Genomic DNA, 25,582 nt, shown 5'->3' on the forward strand with positions numbered 1-25,582 from the left:
CGGATGTTTCGGAGCAATTTCATGTTTGGCTGGTTCGAACAGCGACTCAATCCCTTTCCGAGCGAGGAGCCCGTCGCTCCGCCCAAAGGTCTTTTTGCCTTCTGCTGGCACTACAGCAAGCCGGCGGCACCCTGGCTCGGCCTGATGGCGATGCTGACGGCGTCGATCGCCGTCGGCGAAGTGGCGCTCTTCCAGTTTCTCGGCGACATCGTCGACTGGCTGACTCATGCCGACCGCGCCACGTTCCTGCAGACGGAGGGCCACAGGCTTTTCTGGATGGCGGTGCTGGTGCTGGTCGGCTTGCCGCTGGCGGCCGGCCTCGATTCACTGATCATGCATCAGATGCTGCTCGGCAATTATCCGATGAGCGCCCGCTGGCAGATGCACCGCTTCCTGCTGCGCCACAGCATGACGTTCTTCGCCAACGAGTTTGCCGGGCGTGTCGCGACCAAGGTGATGCAGACCTCGCTTGCCGTCCGCGAAACGGTGATGAAGATCCTCGACGTCTTCGTTTATGTCGTCAGCTATTTCCTGACGATGATCATCGTGATCGCGGCCGCCGACTGGCGGCTGATGATCCCGATCCTCGTCTGGCTCGCCATCTATGTCAGCATCGTCTCCTATTTCGTGCCGCGGCTTCGCAAGATCGCGGCACAGCAGGCCGATGCGCGCTCGATGATGACGGGGCGTGTGGTCGACAGCTATACGAATATCGCCACCGTCAAGCTGTTTTCGCATGCCGGCCGCGAGGAGGTCTATGCCAAGGAAGGCATGGACGAGTTCCTGCAGACCGTGCACAGGCAGATGCGTAAGGTGACGCTCTTCCACATCAGCGTCTATCTGAACAACTGCGTCGCGCTCTTCGTCGTCTCCGGCCTGTCGATCTGGTTCTGGCTGAACGGCGCGATCTCGGTCGGCGCCATCGCCATTGCCATCGGCCTTGCCATGCGCGTCAATGGCATGTCGCAATGGATCATGTGGGAAGTCTCGGCGCTGTTCGAGAATATCGGCACGGTCTATGACGGCATGGAGATGATGAGCAAACAGCACGACATCGTCGACAAGCCGGGCGCGCCTTCCATGACGGCGAAGAAGGGCGCGATCCACTACGAGCGCATCCGCTTCCACTACGGCAAGAGCAAGGGTGTCATCGACAACCTGTCGCTCGACATCAGGGCGGGCGAGAAGGTCGGTCTCGTCGGCCGCTCCGGCGCCGGCAAGACGACGCTGATGAACCTGCTGCTGCGCTTCTACGACCTGGAGGGCGGCCGCATCACCATTGACGGCCAGGACATATCAGGCGTCTCGCAGGAAAGCCTGCGCTCGCTGATCGGGGTGGTGACGCAGGATACGTCGCTGCTGCACCGTTCGATTCGCGACAACATCGCCTATGGCCGGCCGGAGGCGACGGACGCCGAAGTGATCGAGGCCGCCAAGCGCGCCAATGCCTGGGAGTTCATCGAAGGGCTCGTCGACATGCAGGGCCGCCAAGGGCTCGACGCGCAGGTTGGCGAGCGCGGTGTCAAACTGTCTGGCGGCCAGCGTCAGCGCATAGCGATTGCTCGCGTCTTCCTGAAGGACGCGCCGATCCTGGTGCTCGACGAGGCGACCTCGGCGCTCGATTCGGAAGTAGAGGCGGCGATCCAGGAAAACCTCTTCGCCCTGATGGAGGGCAAGACGGTGATCGCAATCGCTCACCGGCTGTCGACGCTGACCGAGATGGACCGGCTGATCGTGCTCGACAAGGGTCGGATCATCGAGGCCGGCTCGCATGCCGAACTGATCCAGAGCGGCGGCATCTATGCCGACCTGTGGAACCGCCAGTCCGGTGGCTTCCTCTCCGATCACGCCGAAGAGGCGGAAGAGGCGGCGGAATAATCAAAGCCCTCCCTGCGAGAGCGGGGAGGGCCATTCGAATTATTAGACTGATTTGACTTGCCAATGGGGTACAAGGCGTCCTTTCCGCCGTTTCAAAGGCTGTCGGCCCAATCGATCACCCTATCATGTTCGACGACGACAATAGTATTGGCGGCTGCCAGCGTGCGCAGCGTGGCGATGCGGCGGCGTTCCTCGCTGTCGAGCCAGGCGGTGATGGCCGCGGTAACGATCGCGTCGCGCGCCAGCGCCAGGTCGAGAGCCAGGGCATCCAGTCTTTCTGCAAGCGGAAGCGGAATATGCGCATCGAGCATTTTCGTTTCCATGGCCTTCCCTCCGTTGAAGCGCGATCGTAACGTCAGATTGTGACCGGTTGGCGGGCAATCAATGGCGATGCCGCCGATGTTATCGATCATTACAAAAATATAAGATTGCGACCGCTTTTCATTCCCTTTGCCGCTCCGCCCAATCCGCCTATATCGCTTCCATGTTTCTGCGACCCATCTTCCGCCTGTTCGAGACCTGGATCGATCCGTTCCGCCCGCGCGCCAATCTTCAGCCGCCGCCGGGAACGCTCGGCTTCATCTGGTTCTATATCGGCCAGACGAGGATGCCGTTCATCACCATGCTCATACTCGGCGGCGCATCGGCCGCAATCGAAGCCGCACTCTTCTGGTTCGTCGGACGCCTCGTCGATATTCTCGCCAGCATTACGCCCGGTGCCGGCTGGAGCGGTCTTCTCGCGGCCCATGGCGGCGAACTGTTCGGCATGCTCGCCCTGATCGGGCTGGTGCGCTTCGTCGTCGCCTTCCTGATTGCCCTCGTCGATCAGCAGGTGATCACCCCGGGCTTCTACAATCTAGCACGTTGGCAATCTTATCTCCACGTCTCAAGGCAATCATTGTCGTTCTTTCAGAGCGATTTCTCCGGGCGCATCGTCACCAAGGTCTGGTCGGCCGGCCAGGCGACCGGCGATCTCGTCACCTCGCTGATGGAAAGCGTCTGGTTCGTCGGAATTTATGCGGTCACGACGCTGGTGCTGGTCGCCCGATTGGACTTTTCCCTTGCCGCCGTCGTGCTGTTCTGGCTTGGCGCCTTCAGCCTGCTTGCCCGCCACTTCGTCCCGAGGATTCGCCATCATTCCCGCGAGACGGCGGAAGCGGGATCGATGCTGAACGGCCGGATGGTCGATTCCTACAGCAATATGCAGACGCTGAAGCTTTTTGCCCGCGACGAAGAGAGCGACCGCTACATGCGCCAGGGCTTCGACATCTATCAGGATACGGTGCTGCGCTTCACGCGGTTCATCACCGGCGTCAGAGCCTCCATGGCGCTGCTCTCCGGCCTGATGATCGTGACGATGGCGGGCTTGAGCGTCGATCTCTGGCTGCGCGGCCTGGTCAGTTCCGGCGCGGTGGCATTCTCGCTGGCGCTGGTGCTGAGGCTGAATTTCCTGCTCGGACGGCTGATGACGCAGTTCAACGGCATCATGCGCAATCTCGGCACCATCCAGAATGCCGCCGAGTTGATCTCCCAGCCGCTCGGGCTTGTCGACCGTGCCGATGCGAAGAGCCTGGTGATCCGCCAGCCCGGCATTCGCTTCGACAATGTCTCCTTCCGCTATGGCAAGGATCAGCAGCCGGTCGTCGACGACTTCTCCCTGACCATCCGTCCGGGCGAAAAAGTCGGGATCGTCGGCCGTTCGGGGGCGGGAAAATCGACGTTGATGAACCTGCTGCTGCGCCTCTACGACCTTCAGGAGGGCCGCATCCTTGTCGATGGGCAGGACATATCTGCCGTGACCCAGGAAACGCTCCGGATGCAGATCGGCGTCGTCAGCCAGGATACCTCGCTGCTGCATCGATCGGTGCGCGACAATATCCTGTTCGGACGGCCGGACGCAGGCGAGGAGCGGCTGATCGAGGCGGCCCGGCGCGCCGAAGCCATCGATTTTATCGCCCGCCTGCAGGATCAGCAGGGCCGCAGAGGCTTTGATGCCCATGTCGGCGAGCGCGGCGTCAAATTGTCGGGCGGCCAGCGGCAGCGCATCGCCATTGCCCGGGTGATGCTGAAGGATGCTCCCATCCTGGTTCTCGACGAAGCGACGTCGGCGCTCGATTCGGAAGTGGAGGAAGCGATCCAGTCCAATCTCCATCGGATCATGGAGGGCAAGACCGTGCTTGCGATCGCCCACCGGCTGTCGACGATCGCTGCGCTCGACCGGCTGATCGTCGTCGATCTCGGCCGGATCATCGAGGAGGGCAGCCACGACGAACTGCTTCGCCAAGGCGGGCTCTACGCCGAACTTTGGGCGCGTCAGTCCGGCGGCTTCCTCGCGGTGGACGGGGATCTCGGCTCAGGGGTCGACGGCGAATTCCGCCATGAGGCCAAAATGGTTTGAGCCGAAGCTGTCGGCGATGCGGCGGACCGATTTCAGCCGCAGGGGCGCCCTCGCAAAGATGTGGTCGATCGGAATGCCGAAGACGCTGGCTGCGATCGGCCAGGTCGCGGGTTCCAGCGATACGGTGCCAAAGCCTTCGGTGCGCAGAAGATTTTGTACCGCTGGCGTCAGAATAGACGAGTTGAAATCACCGGCCAGCACCAGCGGTCCCGGCAGGGTGGGCGCGATCGCGGCGAGGTCTTCGAGCTCCAGGCCGTAGAACTCATCGTAATAGGGTTTGGTCAGATGCGCGGTCAGGAAGTTGACTTTGCGGCCGTCGAAATCGACCGTCGAGATCGTCAGCCGATTGCGCCACAGCAGGCCGAGACTGCGGATGCGCGGCTCGATGAGCGGGCGCTTCGACAGGACCAGCGTATCGCATTGCTGCATGCCGATGCCGCAGCCGACATAATAAGGATAGGTTTTCAGAAGCCGCGGCAATTCCGCCAGAACCGGCTCGGCCTCGAGGAGGTTGACGACATCGGCGCCCGAGGCAATCGCCATGTCGGCGATCGCGCCACCGTTTGCAAAATTATCGTTTTCGATATTGAAGGACATCAGCCGGAAAAGAACCGGGCGGTGCGCATCGACGGCGGGCTGGGCAAATTCGCGGGTCATCACGATGCCATGGACGGCAAGAGCCAGGGATATGCCGAGCGTCAGCAGGCCGTACCAATGGCGCTTGACAAGCAAGGCCGCGAGGGAGGCGAGCGCAGCGGCCGCGGCCAGATGGAGCTGGAAGCTGTAAAAGAAGGAAAGCAGATAAAAATCGGTGACATACCGCAACGAAACGATGGCGAGGACCAGGGTCGTGAGGACGCTGAATACGCAAAAAATCGTGTCTCTCATCCGCTTCGGTCCGGCTCGCTGGCGTGATTGCGATTGCGCCTATCACGGCGGCTTTTTTGTTGCAATGCAGCATGCCGGCAAGCTCGTATTTGCCTTAAAAAATTCATCCGAAATTTCCCGCGACATTGTGCCCTCATCCCCTTGTCAAGGCTGGACATAATTTGCGATCAAGCTTAGAACGCGCCGGATTGCCGGGGAATCTATGGCCGAAATGTGTCCAGATCGATTCGCCGGCAGAGGGGGCAGGGCGGAATTCCGCGATAATTGCGCAGAGGATGGTTAAGCCGTGAGCGAACACGTAACGACAAGCGAGGCTTCGACAGAGCCTACTCGCCGTGATTTCCTTTATCTCACCACTGGTATGGCGGGTGCTGTGGGCGCCGTTGCGGTTGCTTGGCCGTTCATCGACCAGATGCGGCCGGATGCGTCGACGCTGGCGCTCGCCTCCATCGAAGTCGATGTGGCGACCCTCGAGCCCGGCATGTCCCTGACGGTCAAGTGGCGCGGCAAGCCGATCTTCATCCGCAACCGCACGCCTGAAGAAGTGAAGGCAGCCGCCGATGTTCCGCTGGCAGATCTCAAGGATCCGGTCGCCCGCAATGCCAACCTGCCGCCCGAGGCTCAGGCAACGGGTGTTGATCGTTCAGGCGGCAAGGACAAGGAAAACTGGATCGTCATGATCGGCACTTGCACCCATCTCGGTTGCGTGCCGCTCGGCCAGGCCGGCGAGTACAATGGTTGGTTCTGTCCCTGCCATGGCTCGGTCTACGATACGGCCGGCCGCATCCGCAAAGGTCCTGCGCCGCAGAACCTGGCAATTCCGACCTTTTCATTTGTGTCCGATACCAAGATCAAGATCGGTTGAGGGGAGACTGATTCATGAGTGGCCATTCCAGCTACGAGCCATCAACCGGCTTCGAAAAATGGGTCGATGCGCGCCTGCCGCTACCGCGCATGGTCTATGACAGCTTCGTTGCATATCCGGTTCCCAGGAACCTGAACTATGCCTACACCTTCGGCGCGATGCTCTCCGTCATGCTGATCGTGCAGATCCTGACGGGCGTGACGCTCGCCATGCATTATTCCGCCGACACGACGATCGCCTTCAACTCGGTTGAAAAGATCATGCGCGACGTCAACCATGGCTGGCTGCTGCGCTACCTGCATGCCAACGGCGCATCCTTCTTCTTTGTCGCCGTCTACCTGCATATTGCCCGCGGCCTCTATTACGGCTCTTACAAGGCGCCGCGCGAAATCCTCTGGATCCTTGGCGTGGTCATCTATCTTCTGATGATGGCGACGGGCTTCATGGGTTACGTGCTGCCTTGGGGCCAGATGTCCTTCTGGGGCGCGACCGTTATCACCGGCTTCTTCTCCGCTTTCCCGCTGGTCGGCGAGTGGGTGCAGCAGTTCCTGCTCGGCGGCTTTGCCGTCGACCAGCCGACGCTGAACCGCTTCTTCTCGCTGCACTACCTGCTGCCGTTCATGATCGCCGGCGTCGTCGTCCTGCATATCTGGGCGCTGCATGTTACCGGCCAGACGAACCCGACCGGCGTCGAGGTCAAGACGAAGACGGACACGGTGCGCTTCACGCCCTACGCGACGATGAAGGATGCGCTCGGCGTCTCCGTCTTCCTGCTGGTCTACGCCTATTTCGTCTTCTACCTGCCGAACTTCCTCGGCCACGCCGATAACTACATCCCGGCCGACCCGTTGAAGACCCCGGCTCACATCGTTCCGGAATGGTACTTCCTGCCGTTCTACGCGATGCTGCGTTCGATCACCTTCAACATCGGCCCGATCGACTCCAAGCTCGGCGGCGTCCTCGTGATGTTCGGCGCGATCATCGTGCTGTTCTTCCTGCCCTGGCTCGATACGTCGAAGGTTCGCTCGGCGGTCTACCGTCCCTGGTACAAGCTGTTCTTCTGGCTGTTCGTGATCAACGCGATCATCCTCGGCTGGCTCGGTTCGCAGCCGGCGGAAGGCACCTACGTCATGATTTCGCAGTTCTGCACGCTTCTCTACTTCGCTTTCTTCCTGGTTGCGATGCCGGTTCTCGGCCTGGTGGAAACGCCACGCCGTATCCCGAATTCGATCACCGAGGCGGTGCTCGAAAAGCGCAACAAGACTGCTGCTGCCAGTGCGGCGGCCAATGCCTAAGCGAGCGACGGAAGGGAATAGAACCATGAAAACGCTTGTTGCAAGCATTCTGCCGCTCGCCGTCGCCGCTCTGCTCGGCAGTGCGGCTTTCGCCGAGGAAGCGACGCCTGCGAATGGCGCAGCCCCTGCTCATCACGAGGAAGGTGCGACGCCGCACTATCCGCTGAAGGAGCCAAAGGAGCAGGAATGGACCTTTGCCGGCCCGTTCGGCCATTACGACAAGGCTCAGCTCCAGCGCGGCCTGAAGGTCTACACAGAAGTCTGTTCTGCCTGCCATTCGATGAGCCTCGTGCCTTTCCGCATGCTCGACGAGCTCGGTTATTCCGAGGCACAGGTGAAGGCTTTCGCCGCCAATTACGAAGTGCAGGATGGCCCGAACGCGGCTGGTGAGATGTTCAACCGAAAGGCGGTCCCTTCCGATCACTTCCCGTCGCCGTTCCCGAATGCCGAGGCAGCTGCCGCTTCCAACAATGGCGCGGCTCCACCTGACTTCTCGCTGATCGCCAAGGCCCGCGAAGTCGAGCGCGGCTTCCCGCGGTTCGTCGTCGACATCTTCACCCAGTATCAGGAAAGCGGGCCTGACTACATCTACTCGCTGCTGACGGGCTATGAAGAGCCGCCGGCCGGGTTCCAGGTGCCGCAGGGCGCGCACTACAACCCCTATTTCCATGCAGCCGCTGCCTTCGCCATGCCGAAGCCGCTCTCCGACGGCCAGGTCACTTATGACGACGGCGCGCCGGCAACCGTCGACCAATATGCCAAGGACGTGTCTTCCTTCCTGATGTGGGCCGCCGAGCCGCATCTGGAGGAGCGCAAGCGCACCGGCTTCATGGTGATGATCTTCCTGGCGATCTTCACGGTGCTGATCTATCTGACGAAGCGCTCGGTCTACGCCAACAAGGAACATTGAGCCTTCCTTGTCTGAATTCGAAAAGGCGGCCCGTGGGGCCGCCTTTTTGTTGCCGGCGATTTCATTGGGTCGGCCGTCGTATGCTCTTCGAGAGCCGCTTGCGCGCCCAGCGTCAAGCGTCTCAGCGACGCGCGTCCTTCCTGACGTACAAGGGCGCCGTAGCGCCTTGAACTGCCGAATAATTTATCCCTAAATCAATTTCGATTTGAGGAATTATGCAGTAGGGTGCGGCCGTTTCATGCCCTCGCAGATATGGACTTTCCATGGACAATACGACGTCGGAGCTCGCAGCCAGCATTCGTTCCATTCCCGACTATCCGAAGCCCGGAATCATTTTCCGCGACATCACCACGCTGCTCGGCAATCCCCGCGCCTTCCGCCGGGCGGTCGATGAACTGGTGCAGCCCTATGCCGGCACGAAGATCGACAAGATTGCCGGCATGGAGGCGCGCGGCTTCATTCTCGGTGGGGCGGTGGCGCATCAGCTTTCCTCGGGCTTCGTGCCGATCCGCAAGAAGGGCAAGCTGCCGCACGATACCGTGCGCATCGCCTACAGCCTCGAATATGGGGTGGACGAGATGGAGATGCATCGCGATGCGATCGAGCCCGGCGAGAAAGTGATTCTGGTCGACGACTTGATCGCCACCGGCGGCACGGCTGTCGGTGCCACCCAGCTTCTGCGCCAGATCGGCGCGGAGGTGGTCGGCGCCTGCTTCGTCATCGATCTGCCGGACCTCGGCGGCCGCAGGAAGCTGGAAGAGCTCGGCGTCAACGTGCACACGCTGGTCGAATTCTCCGGGCACTGAGCCCGGATCCGATGCCGATGGCGTCAGTCGAATTCCAGCACGCCGCTTTCGAAGCGCATAACGGGATCGCCGTTTTGATTGATGCCTTCGCAGAGGATGGTGTTGAGGTGCCAGCCCGGCCGCGATGCCAGCGGCCGGCTGGAGAGGAGGGCGACGGAGTAGGTCACGACGTCGCCCGGGAAGATCGGCCGCAGCCATTGCAGTTTCTGGAAGCCCGGCGAGGGACCGAGGTTCGGCGCCGTCAGCCCTCTTTGCGCGAGGGCGACGCTCTGACTTTTCCAGAAGGCGAGGAAGGTCCGCATCCAGGCGGCGGTGGTGTGCCAGCCCGACGCGCAAAGGCCACCGAACAGGGTTTCTTTGGCGGCTTCCTTATCGACGTGGAAACGCTGCGGATCGTAGCGTGTTGCGAAGTGGATGATGTTTTCCTCGGTGAAGACGTAGCTGCCGATCTCGGTCTTTTCGCCGACGGCGTAGAGTTCAGACATTCTCATGCTGTCATCTCCGGACTCATGTTGATATCCGGGGCAGGGCGCATGCGGATCATGACCGAATTTTCCGAGAGACAAACAAGCTCGCCGCGCTGATTTTCCACCTCGTGGCGGAACTTGGCGATGCCGATGCCGGGGCGGGAGCGCATCGGCCGGGCCTCAAGCACGGTCGAGTGACCCTGCAGCGTGTCGCCTGAAAGCACCGGCTTTCGCCATTCCATCAGATCGATGCCAGGCGCGCCCTCGCAGAGCGCGTCCAGGATGTAGCTGTCGGCCATCATGCGCATCAGCATCGCGGACGTATGCCAGCCGGAGGCGGCAAGACCGCCGAGAATGCTGGCGCGGCCGGCAACCTCGTCGAGATGCATCGGCTGCGGGTCGAATTCTCGCGCGAATTCGACGATTTCCTCGGCGCTCACCGGTTTCGGGCCGAGGGGAAAGCGGCGACCGGGTTCGAAATCCTCGAAGGCTAGCTTTTCTGCCGACATTCGCTCCTCCGCCATATCAAGCGCCACAGGATGACCACCTTAGGCCGAATCGGCCTAAAAATCTGAATCCTGTTCTAGAGCATGATGTCGCCCGAAAACCGCTCACACTTTTCGGCATCATGCTCTAAGTGCTTACAATAGCATCCGCGTGGGCTCAATGATTTGGGGGAGATAAACCGGCATGACTGATCTGAGGTCGATACTCGACGAGGCAGCGCGCCAGGGGCTGATTTCGCCCGAGGCGGGCGGGCGGCTTCTGCCGTTTCTGACCGCGCGTGGCGTGGCTGTCATCGGGCCGCAGCCGGCATTGGCAGCCGAGGGGCAGGCAGCCGAAGGGCAGGCCTGGTCTGATACGGAGACACCGCGCTTCGTGCGCGGGTTTCACGACGTGCTGATCACCATCGGCGTCGTCGTGGCGCTCGTCGGCCTCTGGGGCCTTGCGCCGCTTTATGCCGTGCCGCCCGCGATCCTGGTGCTTTCGGAAATCCTGGTGCGCCGCCAGCGGCTCGCTTTGCCGGCCGTCGGCCTGACGATCTCCCTGTTCTGCTGGACATTCTTGCTGATGTCCCGCGTTTTCACGCCGTGGACATCCGAAATCGGCGCAGGGCTGACGCAATTCGTTGCCGGCTTTCCGATCCTTCTCGGCGTCTACTATGCCCGCTATCGCGTGCCCTTGTCGCTGGCGCTTGCCATCATGTCCGCGCTTGCCTTGGCACTCACCCTGCTGTTGCGTCTCGTGCAATGGCTAAGCGGCAATCCGGGTTTTTTCGTGGATCATCTTGCCTTGCTGGCTGCGATCTCTCTTCTTTGCGCGCTCGGCCTCTTCGCCACGGCGCTCTATTTCGATCTCGGCGACCGGCTGCGCCGGACAACACGCTCGGATATTGCGTTCTGGCTGCATCTCGGCGCGGCGCCGGCGCTGCTCTACAGCACTGTTTCCCTCATGTCTTTCGGAGAAGGCGGCCGGATCTTCGACCTGGCGAACATGTCGGCCCGGACGCCGGTGGTCGTCGCGACGGTGGCGGTGCTGATGCTGATCGGCCTGATCATCGACCGGCGGGCCTTCGTCACTTCGGGGCTGCTGTCGCTCGGCGTTGCGATCTTCAGCGTCTTCCGGCAGGGAAGCGCCACGGTCAACACCTACATCTTCACGACGCTGATTATCGTCGGCGCGATCGTCTTGATCATCGGCACCGGCTGGATGCCGCTTCGCCGGCTGGTGTTGCGCGCATTGCCGCCGGCCATCGCAAACAGGCTGCCGCCGGGTTGAGGCGGCAGCGCTCTTTTATTTATGTGTTGAAGCGGAAGTGGATGACGTCGCCGTCCTGGACAACATATTCCTTGCCTTCGTCGCGGGCCTTGCCGGCATCCTTGGCGCCGACTTCGCCGTTGAATTTGATGTAGTCGTCATAGGCGATGGTGTTGGCACGGATGAAGCCTCGCTCGAAATCCGAATGAATGACGCCGGCCGCCTGCGGCGCCTTGGTGCCGCGCTCGATCGTCCAGGCGCGCGTTTCCTTCGGGCCGACGGTGAAATAGGTGATGAGGTGGAGCAGCTTGTAGCCGGCGCGGATCAGCCGGTCGAGGCCCGCCTCATCGAGGTCGAGGGCGGAGAGAAATTCCTTGGCTTCATCCTCGGGAAGCTGGGCGACTTCGGCCTCGATTGCCGCCGAGATGACGACAGTTTCGGCTCCCTGTTCCCGAGCCATGGCAGCGACGGCCTCGGTGAATTCATTGCCGGTCGAAGCCTCGGCCTCGGCGACGTTGCAGACATAGAGCACCGGATGCGAAGTCAGCAGATTGAGGCCCTTGAGAATGGCAATCTCCTCGGCATCGAGCGTCGATAGGAGCGTGCGCACCGGCTTGCCCTCGTTGAGCAGCTTCAGCGACGCTTCCATGATCGGCAGCATCGCCATCGACTCCTTGTCCTTGCCGGTGGCGCGCTTGCGCGTCTGCTCCGTGCGGCGCTCCAGGCTTTCGAGGTCGGCGAGCATCAGCTCGGTCTCGATCGTCTCTGCATCGGCGACGGGGTTGATGCGGCCCTCGACATGGGTGATATCGCTGTCTTCGAAGCAACGCAGCACATGCACGATCGCGTCGACTTCGCGGATATTGGCGAGGAACTGGTTGCCCAGACCTTCGCCCTTCGAGGCGCCGCGCACCAGGCCGGCAATGTCGACGAAGGAGATGCGGGTCGGGATCAATTCCTTGGACTTGGCGATGTCGGCAAGCTTGCGCATGCGCGGATCGGGCACGGCGACTTCGCCGGTGTTCGGCTCGATCGTGCAGAAGGGATAATTGGCGGCCTGTGCCGCAGCCGTCTTGGTGAGCGCGTTGAAGAGGGTCGATTTGCCGACGTTCGGCAGACCGACGATGCCGCATTTGAAGCCCATGGCTAAAACCTGCTGTTCTTGAATTTGTTGCTGGTGCCTATGGGATAAAGGAGCAATGTGGTCAAGTCTTAGCGAGCTTTTAACGTTGCTCACTTGCCCAAGGAACGGTGCCGGCCTATTTTCGAGGGTGATCGCGGTTTCGATGCATTGCGAATTTCGTCAGATGCACGGTCGCTGTTGCCGGCCGCAATGACATCCGGCCTCAACTCGGACTGCCAATTCCCTCCCGATCGAGGCCGGCGGGCAAGGCGCACCGTCGAAAATTCGTCATCTATAATGATTAGTTGTTTTGAAGATTCCTGACCATGTCATCAACGGGTGGATTTTCCGATGAGTGACAACGACGTTGCCCTGAAGCCGAAGACCAAAGTGAAGCCGAAGCTGGACAAGCCGAAGCTCTATAAGGTCATCCTCGTCAATGACGACTATACGCCACGCGAATTCGTCATCGTGATCCTGAAGGTTGTCTTCCGCATGAGCGAGGAGACCGGCTATCGGGTGATGATGACGGCGCACAAGCTCGGTTCCTGCGTGGTCGTGGTCTGCGCCAAGGACATTGCCGAGACAAAGGCCAAGGAGGGCATCGATCTTGCCAAGGAGATGGGTTTTCCGTTGATGTTCACGACGGAGCCCGAGGAATAGCCAGGCTCAGGGGCGGCGGATCTGATAGCCGGTCTTGTCCTGCAGGAAGCCGCAATTCTCATAGAAGCGCAGCGTCGCCGGAGTCCTGGAGCCGGTCAGCAGCATCACCTTGTAGCAGCCGGCCTTCCAGGCCTCGGTCACCGCATGGCTGATGACGGCGCCGGCATAGCCGCGTCGGCGGTGGTCGGCATGGGTGACGACATTTTCGAGGAGCGCATAGGAGGCGCCGTTCCGCGTCAGGTTCGGCACGACAATCATGGTCACGGTGGCGACAGCGATATCACGGGCAAAGCCCATCAAGACGGTCATACCGGGCTGGGCAAGGATAACCGAGAAGCGTTCCTCGGCGGTGATGTCGTCGAGGAGCGGATCAGCGGGGTTCAAATGCCGGTAGAGGGTCATCAGCCCCGAGAGATCGCCGGCAGCTGCGGGACGGACGGCGAAATCCTGGTCCGGCATCGGCCTCATTCCCCCTTATTGCCGAACATCTTCTTCAGCATCTCGGCCATCGGCCCGGTGGCGGGGAGTTTCGGTTGATTGCTGCTGCGAGCTTGGCGGATATGCGACTGACCGGCCGGCTTCTTTTCGCCATCCTTGCCTTCCTTCCGCGGTTTTTCCTCCTCGGCCTTGCCGCCGAGCGCCAGCGCGATCTTGTTCATCAGCTGCGAATCCTCGTTCCGCACCAGCATCTCGGCATTGTCGGCGAGCGTGTCGAGCAGCGGTTCCAGCCAGTCCTTGTCGGCCTTGGCGAAATCGCCGAGCACATGGTTCTGCACCATCTCCTTGATGCCGGGATGGCCGATGCCGAGGCGCAGGCGCCGGTATTCCTTGCCACAATGGGCGTCCAGCGACCTGATGCCGTTGTGGCCGCCATGGCCGCCGCCGGTCTTCAGCCGCGCCTTGCCCGGGGAGAGGTCGAGCTCGTCATAGATAGCGACAAGGTCAGCGGGCTGGAGCTTGTAAAAGCGCATCGCCTCGCCGACGGCCTCACCGGAGAGGTTCATGTAGGTCTGCGGCTTGATCAGCAGCACCTTCTCGCCGCCGAGTTCACCCTCGGCGATCTCGGCCTTGAACTTCTTCGACCAGGGCGAGAAGCTGTGACGCCGATGGATGGCATCGACTGCCATGAAGCCGATATTGTGGCGGTTGCCGGCGTATTTGCCGCCTGGATTGCCAAGACCCGCGATGATCAGCATGACCTGTCGTCCTCACTTAAGCATTTCCGAGTTCACCACCCGGAAACGAGAGCAAAGTCAAGCGGAAAGGGCAGCTTCAGTCCGAGAGGTTCATGCCGTATTTCTGAAAGATCTGTTTCTGGTCGCCATCGGCGATCAGTTTGTCGAGGGCGGCCTGCATTTTGGCGCGCAGATCGTCCGGAAAGCTCTTCTCGCAAGCGATGCCCATCGGCTGAGCGGAGAGCACCGTCACCATTTCCACCGGCTGGTCGGCCTTCAGCTTGTCGAAATAGAGCTCCGAGATCGGCATCATGTCGATGCGGCCGCTGAGCAGCTTGCGCAGTGTGGCGTTGAAGTCGCTGGCGACATCGAGCTTTGGGAAGCCCTTCTCCTTCAGGATCGTCTCTGTATAGTCCTCGCGCTGGGTGCCGACCGTATATTTCTTCGCCTCGTCCAGATTGCCGGCGGTGACGCCCGAGCCCTTGCGGGTGATCAGGATATTGCGATCGATGAGCAGCGGCTCGATCCATTTGAACAGCGGATCGCGCGCGCTGTTGTGGGCTGTGGCGAAAACGCAGGTCATCGGCGCCGTGCGGGCGAGGCCGAAAGCGCGGGCCCAGGGCATGACCTCAATCGTATAGTCGACGCCGATCGCGGCCATCATCTTTTCGACCTGCTCGACCGTCGCGCCCTTGATCACCTTGCCTTCGCGATAGTTGAAGGGGGCATAGTCCTCGGTGGTGAAATTGATCGTCTGCGCATGGGCGGTGCAGGGCAGCGCCAGGCATGCGAGAAGCAGGAGCTTTTTCATCGGATCATCTCCTTCGTTCTTCGTTTACGAGGCGCGTGCGACGGCCGATTGGGGTGTCATCAGTTCCTCAATGAGCTTGGCTGCGTGCTGCGGACGATGGAAGAGGTAGCCCTGACCATAATCCAGCCCCATCTGGTGGAGTGTGCGGCATTCCTCTTCGGTCTCGATGCCCTCGGCGATGACGGTGCAGTTCATCTTGTGGGACAGGGTCGTTATGCCTTCGATCAGCATGCGGCTCTTCTGGCGCACGTCATCGTCGCCGTCGTTGATCGCGCGGGTGAAGGACTGGTCGATCTTTATGATATCGACAGGGAAACGGTTGAGGTAACTCAGCGACGAATAGCCGGTGCCGAAATCGTCGAGCGCGATGCGGCAGCCGAAGCGGCGAAGCTCGGTGACGATCATGCGGATCTGCGGATTGTCGTGCATCAGCACGGCTTCGGTGATCTCGACGACGATGCGTTCGGGGCGGATGCCGTGGCGGCCGGCAATGGCGGCAAGCCGGGCCGGCAGCGCCGGCTCGAACTGCAGCGGCGAGAAATTGATGGCGAGATAGCTATCCTGCATGCCTGAGATGCGGGAAATCTTCGCAAGATTGGCGATCGCCTTCTCCATGATGACGTTGCCGACGCGGACGATTTTTCCCGTCTCTTCGGCGACGCTGATGATTTCGGTCGGCGGCATCAAGCCCTTCTGCGGATGGTTGAGGCGCATCAGCGCTTCAAAACCGGCAATGCTGCGGCCGTTCAAGTTGACGATCGGCTGCAGGAAGGCCTCGAACCAGCTTTCGGCAAGACCGGCTTCGATATTGGCCTCGATTTCGGCGCGGCTGCGGGCGCGGTCGAGCATGACGTTGTCGAAGAGCTGCGCGCCATTCTTGCCGTCGCGTTTCTTGGCGTACATCGCCATGTCGGATTTCTGCAGCAGTTCGGCTGCGGTCGCGGCATGATGCGGATAGATGGCGATGCCGATCGAAGCGCTCAGATGCATGTCCGGGGCAAATGGGGTTTCGAAAATCGAGGCGATCTGTTCGCACATCGCCTTGGCGCGTCTTTCGGCGTCCTTCGCCGGCAGCAGGATGGCGAATTCGTCGCCGCCGAGACGGGCCGCCTCGTCGGACGGAGCAAGATGGGTCTTCAGGCGCTCGACAAGTTCAATCAGCGCCTTGTCGCCGGCGGCGTGGCCCATATTGTCGTTGATCCACTTGAAGCGGTCGAGATCGACGAAGAGGCAGGCGAGCTCCTGGCCGGCGGCGTCTGCCGCGGCGATCTTGCTGTCGAGCACGGCTTCAAAACCCTGGCGGTTGAGAAGCCCGGTCAGGTGGTCGGTGATTGCCTGGCGATGGTTGCGGTCCTCGGAGGCCTTAAGCTCGGTCACATCGGTCATGACCGATAGCGAAAGGCGATCGTGAGCGTCGGCGCCGGCTTCCGATTCCATGATGAGGACGTCCATGGTGCGGCCATCCAGGCAGACGAACTTGACGGTGACCGCCATGCCGCTTTCGGCCCGGCGGCGCTTGACGAACTTGTCGCGGGTATTTGCGGTGACGAGATTGGCAAAGTTGCGGCCGATGACGGCGGCGCGATTATAACCGGTGGCAAGCAGCCAATAGTCGCTGACGGCGGTGATGCGGTCTTCCTCGTCGAGGGAGAAGAGCATGGCGGGAGTGAGGTTGTAGATATCGGTGGCGCGGCGATGGGCGAGCTTCAGCTCCTTCTCCTCGCTTTCGAGCTTGGTCTGCATCTCGTTGAAGCTGTGGGCAAGCCGTCCCATCTCGTCGTTCGACTGCCAGTCGACGTGATGGCGGGAGCCGAGCTGGCGGGTGGCCTCGATCGCCGCCGTCAGCCGCATCAGCGGCTGGATGACGAAGAAGCGGTTGCCGATCAGCGCAGTGCCGAAAACGGTCAGAACCGCGAAGATGAAGATCGAAATGAAAACGACCTCTTCCTGCTTCAGGCCGGAAAACAGGCCGAGGGCGGGATAGTAGACACTGATACTGCCGAGATTCTTCGGGCCATCGATGGTGTTGTAAATGATGGCGCGCGACACCTGCACGAGCTTGCCGTCGAAGGAGCGCGGAATGGTGGACTGGCTGACGTCGAGCTGGCCTGACTGGTCGCGCACTTCGACCTTGACGATGGCGCCCTGGGAAACGACCGTCGCGCTGATCTGGGTGACGCTTTCTTCATCCAGGTCCCAGAGGGGCTTTGCCAGCGCCTGGGCGTTGGCGACAAGAAGAACCGAGATATGATCGCGTATTTCCTTGTCGGCTCGCTCTGAGGAAAGAAAAAGAAAAAGAACAAAGAGAGGAGCGACAAAAACAAGCAGCGCTCCGCAAACAATTCCAAAAAACCTGTTCTCAACGGAATTGTTCATGGTTCCGTCTACTCCCCCAGGCCGGCCATATTTGCTGTCGCGCGTTCGGGCCGGCTTCATCGCAGCTGACGGGGCATGCTTTCACGAATACGTTAAATGTTGCTGAAACGGAGGCCCTGCGGGCAACGAAAAGCCCGCCTCCCCGGTTCACGGGAAGGCGGGCCATAGGCCTTACAAATTGGTCGAAGCGATCAGGCTTCGGCTTCGCCTTCAGCTTCGACGGCGCTCTCGACGCCGGCAGCCGGAGCGACGATCGTCGCGATGGTGAAGTCGCGGTCGATGACCGGGGTCACGCCCTTCGGAAGGGTGACTTCCGAAATATGGATGCTGTCGCCGATCTTCTTGCCGCTGAGGTCAATGTCGAAGAATTCCGGGATCGCGTCGGCCGGGCAATGCACTTCGACTTCATGGCGGACGATGTTCAGAACGCCGCCGACCTTGAGGCCCGGGGACTTCGCTTCGTTGATGAAGTGAACCGGGATTTCGACGCTCACCTGGGTGTTGCCCGACACGCGCAGGAAATCGACATGCATCGTGAAATCGCGGACCGGATCGAGCTGGTAGTCCTTCGGCAGAACCTTGTACTTCTTGCCGTCGACTTCGATGGTCGCTACGGTGGTCATGAAACCGCCGGCGTGGATGCGCTTCGTCACCTCATTGGTGTTGAGAGCGATGGCAATGGGGGCCTGCTTGTCACCATAGATGACAGCGGGAATCAAACCGTTGCGGCGAAGTTCACGGGCGGACCCCTTACCAACCCGTTCGCGCGCCTCGGCCTTGAGCTCGTAAGTTTCCTGGCTCATGGCTATTCCTTTCGAGGTTATTTGGAGAGTCCGGCGGCAGGCAAACGCCTTGTTCCGTCGAACCGGAGGCGGGTTTCCCCAGCCTCATCCGCGTTGCCTCCAAGGGTGTCTACGCGGACCGGTGGCCTATATTATAAGTCGCCCGGAAACGCAAGTTGCGGATTCAGGCTGTTTTCCGGCGATATGGGCGCTTCGGCAAGTGGGATCGCATCGACGTTGCGCGCGCGGCAAAATTCAGCACTGCCCCTTCAGCCGAGGTTGACATCGGCGCGCTTCACCTCTTTGGATGCCCAATCAAAAAAGCGGCTGAGGAGAAAACCAGACCATGCGTCTCAAACTTGTCACGGCAACGAGCTTGGTGGCACTTTGCCTTGTCACGACGGCTCAGAGCGTCGAGATCAACCAGGCCGGCGCCGATGCGCTCAAGGGCACCCTGACGAAGCTGCTCCCGGAGGATCTGGCAAAGAACGGCCTGATCACCGTCAATCCGGCGGGCACGCGCTACGAGATCATCTACGATCTGGCAAAGCTGCTGACCAAGGTCGATCCTGCGACCTTCACGATCAATGGCTTGGCGCCCTGGTCGATGTTCGCCACTCCCACCGACAGGGGCTTTTGGAATATCGAAGGCGACAATGAGCTCAACGTCTCCGGCCATTTCAAGGACAAGGACCAGAAGCGGACGGATTTCACTTATTCCATCGCTTCGCTCGCCTATAACGGCGTCTTCGATCCTGCGATCAGCTATCTGCGCGCGAGTGACGCGACGGCCAAGGACATCAAGCTCACGAGCAAGACGGATACCGAGGAAGTCAACGTCAGCTTCGGCGGCATGAAACATACACTGAATTCTACGGACAGCGCCGGCGGCAACGGGCGCATCGATTTCGTCATCGGCGGCTCGATGTCGACGTTCCTGGAGCAGGTTTCCGCCCAGCAGATGCCGCCCGTCGAAGTCCGGGCCGATGCGATCAATTTCGAGGGTAAAGTAAACGGCCTGCCGGCCAAACAGATCCGCGACACGATCTTCTTCGTTCTCGACCACATCCACGAGGACAAATTGAGCCCCGAAAACAGCGATAAGCTTAAGGGGATATTGAGGGAGGCCTTCCCGCTTCTTACCTCGTTCAACGAGACGATCGGGGTCAACAATCTGACCGTCAGTACCGAAATGGGTAAGGGCGGCGCCAAAGCATTCGGCTACAACCTGGCCATGGACGGGCCAAGCAATGCAATGCGCTTCGGCTTCGGCATGAACGCGCAGGAGATCAGCCTCGACACGCCGCTGATGCCGGCAAACTATTCAGCTTTCATGCCGACCAGCTTCGACCTGCAGGTTGCCGTTCCGAACCTGGATTTCGCCACCTTCGGCGACGCCTTCATGAAACTGGACTTCAATGACAAGGAAGCGGAGAAGCGCGGCGAGGAGATGTCGAAACAGCTTTTCCGCGATGGCCGGCTTACGGTGGAATTCCCGAAGATCAGCGCCAAGTCGGATGTCTATGACGTCGACATGACCGGCAAGATCGAGGGCCGCGTCGATACCGAGAAGGATTATTCGATGGAAGCGACGATCCTTGCCCGCGATCTCGACAAGACGATCGCCGCGGTTCAGGAACTCGCGAAAACCGATCCCGATCTCAACCAGGTCTCCTTCGGCATCATGATGGTGAAGGGTTTCGCCAAAACCGATGCGGACGGACGCTCGCGCTGGGACATTAGCGTCAGCCGCGACGGCTCCGTGGCGGTCAATGGTCAGCAGGTCAAGGGACCGGATGGTCCGGATCAGGATGAGGAGTTAGAGCCGGACCAGGAGCAGGAACCGGATCAGGGCCAGGACGCGGTGCCTGCGCCGACGCAGCAGCCTTGAGGGCTATCGATCGCGATAGAAATAAATGAGGCCGGCCTTGCGCCGGCTTCAGCGTGTTGACCACAAAAAATCCGCCACAAAGTCGGCTTCAGACCGCTGACAAAGCCAACAACCCCCTGTTTCGTCATGCTTCGGGCTTGTCCCGAGACTCTGTCGTCGGTCGATAGGGCAGCAGATCCTCGGCACAAGGCCGGGAATGACGCGAGCAAGGAACGGAGTTGCGCCTTACGTGACAAGCTTCGCCGGACGATCGGAACGACGATTATTCTGGGCTTTCGTTTCCAGCAATTCACGCTGCTCGGTGAGCACGCGTGGTAATAGCCTGGTCCATCTGATGCCGAAATTGAAAGAGCCGGTCGAATGCCGGCTCTTTTTAATCGAACAGGCTGGAGACGGATTCTTCCTGGCTCGTCCGGCTGATGGCTTCGCCGATCAGCGGAGCGGTCGTCACGACGCGGATATTGTGGGCGGACTGCACCGCCGTCGTCGGCTGGATCGAGTCGGTAATGACAAGTTCGCGCAGTTTGGACGAGGTGACGCGGGTAACGGCGCCGCCGGACAGCACGCCGTGGGTGATATAAGCCGTGACGCTGGAAGCGCCCTGGGCGAGCAGCGCATCGGCCGCATTGCAGAGCGTGCCGCCGGAATCGACGATGTCGTCGATCAGCAGGCAGTCCTTGCCGGTGACGTCGCCAATGATGTTCATGACTTCGGATTCACCCGGCCGGTCGCGACGCTTGTCGACGATCGACAGAAGACAGTCCAGCCGCTTGGCAAGCGCACGGGCGCGAACGACGCCGCCGACATCAGGCGAGACGACCATGACGTTGCTGAGGTCATATTGGCTCTTGATGTCGCGCGTCAGGACCGGCAGCGCGTAAAGATTGTCTGTTGGAATATCGAAGAAACCCTGGATCTGGCCGGCGTGGAGATCGAGCGTCATGACGCGGTCGGCGCCGGCTTCCGTGATCAGGTTCGAGACGAGCTTGGCCGAGATGGGGGTGCGGCCGGAGGCGCGGCGGTCCTGGCGGGCATAGCCGAAATAGGGGAGGACGGCCGTTATGCGGCGGGCTGATGAACGACGCATGGCGTCGATCATGATCAGCAGTTCCATCAAATGGTCGTTGGCAGGATAGGACGTGGGCTGTACGAGGAAAACATCCTCGCCGCGGACGTTTTCCTGGATTTCCACGAAGATTTCCTGATCGGCAAACCTTCGGACACTGGCTTTCCCCAAGGGAACGTTGAGATAGTTGCAGATCGCTTCGGCGAGTTGCCGGTTCGAATTGCCTGCGAAAACCTTCATGTTGGTCCGCCTGTTATGCGCTGATAGCCGCGCTTTTTAGTCAGCTTCCCCGTGAATGCAAGGGCAAAGGCGCCACAGGCTTTGATATTTGCAAAAAGTTTGTGACTAACCGCCCCGTGCCTGCCGCCAGGAGGTGAATTCCGCGATGGTTTTCGAGGCGATCTGCTGCATCACCGAAGCCGGAACGCCCGCCCAGGGGTCGGCCGCCGCCGTCGGCACGCTTTCCTGCCCCTGAATGCGGTGCAGGCGAGCGCCGCCGCTGTCGAGAATGTCCCAGACATAGACCACGGTGACCTTGCCCTCGTCGCTGAAGGCGGAGAGATAGCCTTTGAGAATGTAGTCGCTGCTCGTATCGTTCGAGCTCTTGATGGAAAGGCCGTGCGCCCGCGCCTCGGCGCCGAGCTGGCGCGAGAGCGGCGTTACGGCCTGCACCGGCGCGCCGATGATCGGCAGGAAGCGCACGGTATTGCCGGAGGCGGAAGAGGCGCCGGGGGTGAGGGCGGCGGTCTGCTGCGGCTGCGCGTCGAGCGTCTGGTCGGACTGTGCCTGAGGCGCGGCATTGGTCACAGCCGGCGGCAGTGTCTGTCCCTCGATCGGGGCGGAGGCGGCGGGCGAGGTGCTGTTCCTCGACAGGGCGTCTGCCTGTTCCTGCATCGTTGTCGGTAGGGCGCCACTGCCCGGCCGATAGGCGGCCTGCGATTGATTGAAAGCTGGATGATAGCCATTCGGCTGCGAGGTTGCGGCGAAAACCGGTTGACGCGTGCCCGCCAAACCTTCGGCCTCACGCTGGGTCACCGGGCTTGACGACGGGCCTCCGGAGGATTCGCCGATGCCGACCAGCGGCGTCAGTGCGTCGGTGGTATTGCAGGCGGTGAGCAGGGCCATGGTGAACAGGAGCGTGGGCACAGTCGCAGCTCGCGTCATCCGGTGATCCGTCCTTCCCACAATCGCATCAGCCCGCCCGAATTTATGCGGGCGGGGATGGTCGTCTGTCAATTCCGGATTCTCACCGGTCAATCCCGGGCTTCAAAGGCCGATAAAATCGAGTGGATGACGCGACAGTGCGCGTGGCGCATCCGACGTCGTCAGATAGGTCTGTCCGAGCGTCATCGCCGTCCCGGTATCGGAATCGGCAATGATCATGTGCACGAAGAGCGACATGTTCGGCTCGATCGGCTGTGGATTGCCGACATGGAACATCTGATGTTCCATCCAGGAGGGCGAGAAGCGGGCGCCGAGCGAATAACCGCAGGCATTCAGCCGGTGGCGGGCGAGGCCGCGCTCGTCCATGATGCGGGCATGCATATCGAAGACGTCGCCGAAGGTATGGCCGGGCTTCAGGACGGTCTCGATCGCTTCGATGGTTTCGCGGCAGGCGTTGTAGAGTTCGCGATGGCGTTGCATCGGCTCGCCGATAACGATCGTGCGCATCATGGCGGCATGATAATGGGCGTAAGTGCCGGCCCATTCGAGCGTCAGCTGGTCATTGGCGTCGAGCTTGCGGCGGCCGGCCTTGTAGCGGCAGAGCAGCGCGTCGGCGGCGGAGCCAATGATGAACTCATTGGCGGGATAGTCGCCGCCGCCGGAAAAAATCGCTCCCTGCATGGCGGCGAGGATGTCGGCTTCGTCAGCCCCCGGTTTCGTCAGCCGGATCGCGGCGTCGAGCGCGTCGTCGGCGAGGTCTGCAGCCCGTTCGACATAGGCGACCTCGGTCGGGCTCTTGATCAAGCGAAGACGGCTGACGAGATAGGAGGCATCGACGATCTGGCCGAAAGTGGTCAACTGCGCGTCGAGCAGGCGGGCGACGCGGCCGGTCATGCCGTGCGTATCATATTCGACGCCGATGCGGGCACCGAGCAGATCCATCTCGACCAGCAGGTTCTTCAGGTCGAGCGTCGGATCGGCATTGACCCTGTCGACCCAGATATGCACATCCTCAAGGATCGATGTGTGTTTAGCCTGGCGAAGATCGGCCGAGCGGGTGATCAGCGCCATCGTGCCGTCGCTCTTGACGATCAACGTCTGGAAGAAGCAGTAGCCGAAGGTGTCGTAGCCGGTCAGCCAGTACATGCTTTCCTGGGCGAAGAGCAGCAGGGCGTCGAGCTTTTCTTCCTTCATCTTCTCGGTGAGGCGCGCAAGTCGGCTTGCGAACTCGGCCTTTTCGAAGTGCAGTGCCATGCTGCTCAAGTCTCCCTGATTGATATCGCTGAAATCTGGCGGCCGTAGTCCGGCTCCTTGCGATGTGTCGTCCGGCGATAGGAAAAGAAGCGTTCGCTGTCCAGATAGGTGCAGAGGCCGAGGCTTTCGGCCCGCACCCCGGCCCGGGTCAGCCTGTCGATGGTCAGTGCCGGCAGATCGAACATGGCGCGGCCCGGCGTTGCGGAAGGCATGAAGAAGCGTTCGTAATCGGGATTTTCGGCGACGAAGCGATCGACGAATTCCGGTCCGACTTCGTAGCTCTCCTGGCTGATCGAGGGGCCGAGGCAGGCCACTATGCTGCCGCGGTCAGCCCCCAGCGCTTCCATGGCTGCGACGGTGTTTTCGAGCACGCCGGTCAGCGCACCCTTCCAGCCGGCATGGGCGGCACCGATGACGCGATTTTCGGGATCGGCAAAGAGGATGGGGCCGCAATCGGCGGCCAGCACACCAAGCGCAATGCCGGGGACCGCCGTCACCAGCGCATCGGCATCGGGACGGCCCCCATCATAGTCGGCGCCGACCGTCACGACATCGGGAGAATGGACCTGATGGACGGTTGCCAGCCGCTCGACCGGCAGATCGAACCAGGCCGCGACGCGGCGGCGGTTCTCCATCACCTTGCCCCGCTCGTCGCTGGAGCCGAGGCCGACATTGAGACCACGATAGATCCCTTCGGAAACACCGCCGGCGCGGGTGAAATAACCGTGGCGGATGGCGGTGCCGGCCGCTCCGTTCAGCAGCGCGCTTTCGATCGGTGCGGGAGAGGCCGCGTCCTGCATCTGTGATTCCGGGTTTTTCGAGAGGTTTGTTATTGTCCCAAGCGCATCGCATCGGCGGCGCGCTTCAACTTGCTGTTCGCGCGGATGTTGGCTCAGCCGCGTGCGCCCTGTCAATCCACCGGCCGAAAGGGCATCAGATCGACAGCCGGATGCGAGACGGCCATGACCTTGAAGAGTTCGCCCATCCGGCCTTCACCGGCGCCGGCAAGCCTGTCGACCGCCGTCTGGATGACCTGCTGGGTCTGCGGCTCGCGGTCGCGCCCGAGAGCGGCGGCGCGCTCGAGAATGCCGAGGCCGGTCAGAAAGTCGCCCTGGTGCAGGGCGCCGTTCAGATGCAGGCCTGATGTCAGCGCCGTTTCGGCGAGCTGCTGAAAATCGACGTGGCTCGTCAGGTCGGCTTCGCCGGGATGGGCAAGCGGCGGGTCGAATTCATGCATGCGCACCGCCTGCAGCGTATCGCCGAAACCGGTGACAAGATGGCCGTAGTCGATGACAAGCGCCGTGCCGCCGAAGGCGCGCAGCCGCTCGCAGATCGCCATCATCACCGCCTGGCGGGCAGGGGAGATCTCGAAAAGTGTGCCGAGCGGCAGGTTTTGCACCGGTTCGGGAAGCAGCGCGGGATCGAGGCCGGCGACACCGGCGGCAAAGGTCAGCTCGCCGTCGGCGTCGAGCCCGACCATGCGCTCGCGGAAACCTGTCTGCGTGCGGACAAACTGGCGGATCGGGATCGCATCGAACAATTCATTGGCGGCGATCAGGGTGAAGCCGGGCGGGACTTCGTCGAATCCGTCGTGCCAAGCGATTTTTTCGCCATAGGCTTCGAGCGTCTGGTTCTGGACGTCGCGCAGGCGCTCGCTGGTTTCGACAAGATGCACCGTCATGGTGTCGAAAAGCGGCGGGGCGATGCGCGAGATGACACGCAGCATGTCCGATATCATCGTGCCGCGGCCAGGCCCGATCTCGACGAGGCGCACATCCGCCGGCGTGCCGTGGCGCTGCCAGGCATGGACGATGAAGACGCCGATCATTTCGCCGAAGATCTGGCTGATCTCCGGGGCGGTGACAAAATCGCCGGAACGGCCGAAGGGCTCGCGGGTGCGGTAATAGCCATGTTCGGGATCGGCGAGGCAAAGCGAGAAATAATCGGTGACGCTGATCGGGCCATTGGCCTGGATGATCGCCTTGATCTTTTCGCCGAGAGCGGTGTTCATG

General features: G+C 61.2%; 24 protein-coding genes. 9 read left to right on the forward strand and 15 right to left on the reverse strand.

Going from position 1 to position 25,582, the window contains the following annotated elements:
* Window positions 1-21 precede the first annotated feature (21 nt).
* Window positions 22-1,878: an ABC transporter ATP-binding protein gene (locus EFD56_RS17205; RefSeq protein WP_037140550.1), complete on the forward strand. Its 1,857-nt coding sequence runs from the start codon at window positions 22-24 to the stop codon at window positions 1,876-1,878.
* A gap of 92 nt (window positions 1,879-1,970) precedes the next feature.
* Here EFD56_RS17205 and EFD56_RS17210 read toward each other — a convergent pair whose 3' ends face one another.
* Window positions 1,971-2,201 (reverse strand): CopG family transcriptional regulator, encoded by a 231-nt coding sequence (locus EFD56_RS17210; protein WP_012484668.1) that lies wholly within the window; start codon window positions 2,199-2,201, stop codon window positions 1,971-1,973.
* Window positions 2,202-2,362: 161 nt separating this feature from the next.
* Here EFD56_RS17210 and EFD56_RS17215 point away from each other — a divergent pair, with 161 nt between their 5' ends.
* Complete coding sequence (locus EFD56_RS17215) at window positions 2,363-4,276, forward strand: ABC transporter ATP-binding protein (RefSeq protein WP_085742969.1); 1,914 nt, start codon at window positions 2,363-2,365, stop codon at window positions 4,274-4,276.
* On the opposite strand, the gene EFD56_RS17220 is transcribed toward EFD56_RS17215, so the two are convergent.
* A complete protein-coding gene (locus EFD56_RS17220) occupies window positions 4,232-5,164 on the reverse strand; it encodes an endonuclease/exonuclease/phosphatase family protein (protein ID WP_037140546.1) in 933 nt (310 codons plus the stop codon). The two genes, EFD56_RS17215 and EFD56_RS17220, sit on opposite strands and share 45 nt — an antisense overlap.
* A gap of 286 nt (window positions 5,165-5,450) precedes the next feature.
* Here EFD56_RS17220 and petA point away from each other — a divergent pair, with 286 nt between their 5' ends.
* The 4 genes from petA to EFD56_RS17240 all read left to right on the forward strand — a co-directional run bounded on the left by petA (window position 5,451) and on the right by EFD56_RS17240 (window position 9,040).
* A complete protein-coding gene (gene petA, locus EFD56_RS17225) occupies window positions 5,451-6,029 on the forward strand; it encodes a ubiquinol-cytochrome c reductase iron-sulfur subunit (RefSeq protein ID WP_012484665.1) in 579 nt (192 codons plus the stop codon).
* 14 nt (window positions 6,030-6,043) lie between these two features.
* Complete coding sequence (locus EFD56_RS17230) at window positions 6,044-7,324, forward strand: cytochrome b (protein ID WP_004680115.1); 1,281 nt, start codon at window positions 6,044-6,046, stop codon at window positions 7,322-7,324.
* 25 nt (window positions 7,325-7,349) lie between these two features.
* Window positions 7,350-8,234, forward strand: a complete 885-nt coding sequence (locus EFD56_RS17235; RefSeq protein WP_004680117.1) for a cytochrome c1 — start codon at window positions 7,350-7,352, stop codon at window positions 8,232-8,234.
* A 263-nt stretch (window positions 8,235-8,497) separates the two neighbouring features.
* Window positions 8,498-9,040, forward strand: coding sequence for an adenine phosphoribosyltransferase (locus tag EFD56_RS17240; RefSeq protein ID WP_004680123.1), 543 nt, complete (start codon window positions 8,498-8,500; stop codon window positions 9,038-9,040).
* Window positions 9,041-9,063: 23 nt separating this feature from the next.
* On the opposite strand, the gene EFD56_RS17245 is transcribed toward EFD56_RS17240, so the two are convergent.
* Window positions 9,064-9,531, reverse strand: a complete 468-nt coding sequence (locus tag EFD56_RS17245; protein WP_037140544.1) for a MaoC family dehydratase — start codon at window positions 9,529-9,531, stop codon at window positions 9,064-9,066.
* The gene (locus EFD56_RS17250; RefSeq protein ID WP_037140543.1) at window positions 9,528-10,016 is read right to left on the reverse strand and encodes a MaoC family dehydratase; all 489 of its coding nucleotides are present in this window, start codon (window positions 10,014-10,016) and stop codon (window positions 9,528-9,530) included. Before EFD56_RS17250 ends, EFD56_RS17245 begins: the two co-directional genes overlap by 4 nt.
* A 181-nt stretch (window positions 10,017-10,197) precedes the next feature.
* On the opposite strand from EFD56_RS17250, the gene EFD56_RS17255 reads away from it, so the two are divergent.
* The gene (locus EFD56_RS17255) at window positions 10,198-11,286 is read left to right on the forward strand and encodes a hypothetical protein (RefSeq protein ID WP_126905882.1); all 1,089 of its coding nucleotides are present in this window, start codon (window positions 10,198-10,200) and stop codon (window positions 11,284-11,286) included.
* Between the two features lie 19 nt (window positions 11,287-11,305).
* Here EFD56_RS17255 and ychF read toward each other — a convergent pair whose 3' ends face one another.
* A complete protein-coding gene (gene ychF, locus EFD56_RS17260; protein WP_010031314.1) occupies window positions 11,306-12,409 on the reverse strand; it encodes a redox-regulated ATPase YchF in 1,104 nt (367 codons plus the stop codon).
* Window positions 12,410-12,739: 330 nt separating this feature from the next.
* Here ychF and clpS point away from each other — a divergent pair, with 330 nt between their 5' ends.
* The gene (gene clpS / locus EFD56_RS17265) at window positions 12,740-13,051 is read left to right on the forward strand and encodes an ATP-dependent Clp protease adapter ClpS (protein WP_004680128.1); all 312 of its coding nucleotides are present in this window, start codon (window positions 12,740-12,742) and stop codon (window positions 13,049-13,051) included.
* Between the two features lie 6 nt (window positions 13,052-13,057).
* Here the strand turns inward: clpS and EFD56_RS17270 are convergent, their stop codons facing one another.
* The 5 genes from EFD56_RS17270 to EFD56_RS17290 form a co-directional block, all read right to left on the reverse strand.
* Window positions 13,058-13,519 (reverse strand): GNAT family N-acetyltransferase, encoded by a 462-nt coding sequence (locus EFD56_RS17270; RefSeq protein WP_009999661.1) that lies wholly within the window; start codon window positions 13,517-13,519, stop codon window positions 13,058-13,060.
* Window positions 13,516-14,247 (reverse strand): aminoacyl-tRNA hydrolase, encoded by a 732-nt coding sequence (pth, locus tag EFD56_RS17275; protein WP_037140538.1) that lies wholly within the window; start codon window positions 14,245-14,247, stop codon window positions 13,516-13,518. Before pth ends, EFD56_RS17270 begins: the two co-directional genes overlap by 4 nt.
* Before the next feature lie 76 nt (window positions 14,248-14,323).
* Complete coding sequence (locus tag EFD56_RS17280) at window positions 14,324-15,037, reverse strand: substrate-binding periplasmic protein (RefSeq protein WP_037140535.1); 714 nt, start codon at window positions 15,035-15,037, stop codon at window positions 14,324-14,326.
* Window positions 15,038-15,061: 24 nt separating this feature from the next.
* Window positions 15,062-17,413: an EAL domain-containing protein gene (locus EFD56_RS17285; RefSeq protein WP_037140533.1), complete on the reverse strand. Its 2,352-nt coding sequence runs from the start codon at window positions 17,411-17,413 to the stop codon at window positions 15,062-15,064.
* Between the two features lie 191 nt (window positions 17,414-17,604).
* Window positions 17,605-18,216, reverse strand: coding sequence for a 50S ribosomal protein L25/general stress protein Ctc (locus tag EFD56_RS17290; protein WP_004680136.1), 612 nt, complete (start codon window positions 18,214-18,216; stop codon window positions 17,605-17,607).
* 325 nt (window positions 18,217-18,541) lie between these two features.
* Between EFD56_RS17290 and EFD56_RS17295 the strand changes: the two genes are divergently transcribed.
* Window positions 18,542-20,086, forward strand: a complete 1,545-nt coding sequence (locus EFD56_RS17295; RefSeq protein WP_085742967.1) for a hypothetical protein — start codon at window positions 18,542-18,544, stop codon at window positions 20,084-20,086.
* A 373-nt stretch (window positions 20,087-20,459) separates the two neighbouring features.
* Here EFD56_RS17295 and EFD56_RS17300 read toward each other — a convergent pair whose 3' ends face one another.
* The 5 genes from EFD56_RS17300 to EFD56_RS17320 all read right to left on the reverse strand — a co-directional run bounded on the left by EFD56_RS17300 (window position 20,460) and on the right by EFD56_RS17320 (window position 25,581).
* A complete protein-coding gene (locus tag EFD56_RS17300) occupies window positions 20,460-21,392 on the reverse strand; it encodes a ribose-phosphate pyrophosphokinase (protein ID WP_004680140.1) in 933 nt (310 codons plus the stop codon).
* Between the two features lie 105 nt (window positions 21,393-21,497).
* A complete protein-coding gene (locus EFD56_RS17305) occupies window positions 21,498-22,316 on the reverse strand; it encodes a hypothetical protein (RefSeq protein WP_085742966.1) in 819 nt (272 codons plus the stop codon).
* 102 nt (window positions 22,317-22,418) lie between these two features.
* Entirely contained in the window at window positions 22,419-23,570 is a 1,152-nt protein-coding gene (locus tag EFD56_RS17310; RefSeq protein ID WP_085742965.1) for a M24 family metallopeptidase, read from the reverse strand.
* Between the two features lie 5 nt (window positions 23,571-23,575).
* Complete coding sequence (pgeF, locus tag EFD56_RS17315; protein WP_085742964.1) at window positions 23,576-24,370, reverse strand: peptidoglycan editing factor PgeF; 795 nt, start codon at window positions 24,368-24,370, stop codon at window positions 23,576-23,578.
* Window positions 24,371-24,480: 110 nt separating this feature from the next.
* Window positions 24,481-25,581, reverse strand: a complete 1,101-nt coding sequence (locus EFD56_RS17320; RefSeq protein ID WP_064818716.1) for a class I SAM-dependent methyltransferase — start codon at window positions 25,579-25,581, stop codon at window positions 24,481-24,483.
* Window position 25,582 lies beyond the last annotated feature (1 nt).

The sequence above is a fragment of the Rhizobium phaseoli genome (assembly GCF_003985125.1).
Taxonomy (GTDB): domain Bacteria; phylum Pseudomonadota; class Alphaproteobacteria; order Rhizobiales; family Rhizobiaceae; genus Rhizobium; species Rhizobium phaseoli.

Coding starts and splice junctions, on each gene's coding strand:
- EFD56_RS17250 (WP_037140543.1), bottom strand. CDS start 10,016: ATGTCGGCAGAAAAGCTAGCCTTCGAGGATTTCGAACCCGGTCGCCGC.
- EFD56_RS17215 (WP_085742969.1), top strand. CDS start 2,363: ATGTTTCTGCGACCCATCTTCCGCCTGTTCGAGACCTGGATCGATCCG.
- EFD56_RS17285 (WP_037140533.1), bottom strand. CDS start 17,413: ATGAACAATTCCGTTGAGAACAGGTTTTTTGGAATTGTTTGCGGAGCG.
- EFD56_RS17290 (WP_004680136.1), bottom strand. CDS start 18,216: ATGAGCCAGGAAACTTACGAGCTCAAGGCCGAGGCGCGCGAACGGGTT.
- EFD56_RS17280 (WP_037140535.1), bottom strand. CDS start 15,037: ATGAAAAAGCTCCTGCTTCTCGCATGCCTGGCGCTGCCCTGCACCGCC.
- EFD56_RS17245 (WP_037140544.1), bottom strand. CDS start 9,531: ATGAGAATGTCTGAACTCTACGCCGTCGGCGAAAAGACCGAGATCGGC.
- EFD56_RS17240 (WP_004680123.1), top strand. CDS start 8,498: ATGGACAATACGACGTCGGAGCTCGCAGCCAGCATTCGTTCCATTCCC.
- EFD56_RS17210 (WP_012484668.1), bottom strand. CDS start 2,201: ATGGAAACGAAAATGCTCGATGCGCATATTCCGCTTCCGCTTGCAGAA.
- EFD56_RS17220 (WP_037140546.1), bottom strand. CDS start 5,164: ATGAGAGACACGATTTTTTGCGTATTCAGCGTCCTCACGACCCTGGTC.
- EFD56_RS17230 (WP_004680115.1), top strand. CDS start 6,044: ATGAGTGGCCATTCCAGCTACGAGCCATCAACCGGCTTCGAAAAATGG.
- clpS (WP_004680128.1), top strand. CDS start 12,740: ATGAGTGACAACGACGTTGCCCTGAAGCCGAAGACCAAAGTGAAGCCG.
- EFD56_RS17270 (WP_009999661.1), bottom strand. CDS start 13,519: ATGAGGCCGATGCCGGACCAGGATTTCGCCGTCCGTCCCGCAGCTGCC.
- EFD56_RS17300 (WP_004680140.1), bottom strand. CDS start 21,392: ATGAAGGTTTTCGCAGGCAATTCGAACCGGCAACTCGCCGAAGCGATC.
- EFD56_RS17255 (WP_126905882.1), top strand. CDS start 10,198: ATGACTGATCTGAGGTCGATACTCGACGAGGCAGCGCGCCAGGGGCTG.
- EFD56_RS17235 (WP_004680117.1), top strand. CDS start 7,350: ATGAAAACGCTTGTTGCAAGCATTCTGCCGCTCGCCGTCGCCGCTCTG.
- EFD56_RS17295 (WP_085742967.1), top strand. CDS start 18,542: ATGCGTCTCAAACTTGTCACGGCAACGAGCTTGGTGGCACTTTGCCTT.
- pth (WP_037140538.1), bottom strand. CDS start 14,247: ATGCTGATCATCGCGGGTCTTGGCAATCCAGGCGGCAAATACGCCGGC.
- ychF (WP_010031314.1), bottom strand. CDS start 12,409: ATGGGCTTCAAATGCGGCATCGTCGGTCTGCCGAACGTCGGCAAATCG.
- EFD56_RS17305 (WP_085742966.1), bottom strand. CDS start 22,316: ATGACGCGAGCTGCGACTGTGCCCACGCTCCTGTTCACCATGGCCCTG.
- pgeF (WP_085742964.1), bottom strand. CDS start 24,370: ATGCAGGACGCGGCCTCTCCCGCACCGATCGAAAGCGCGCTGCTGAAC.
- EFD56_RS17310 (WP_085742965.1), bottom strand. CDS start 23,570: ATGGCACTGCACTTCGAAAAGGCCGAGTTCGCAAGCCGACTTGCGCGC.
- EFD56_RS17320 (WP_064818716.1), bottom strand. CDS start 25,581: ATGAACACCGCTCTCGGCGAAAAGATCAAGGCGATCATCCAGGCCAAT.
- EFD56_RS17205 (WP_037140550.1), top strand. CDS start 22: ATGTTTGGCTGGTTCGAACAGCGACTCAATCCCTTTCCGAGCGAGGAG.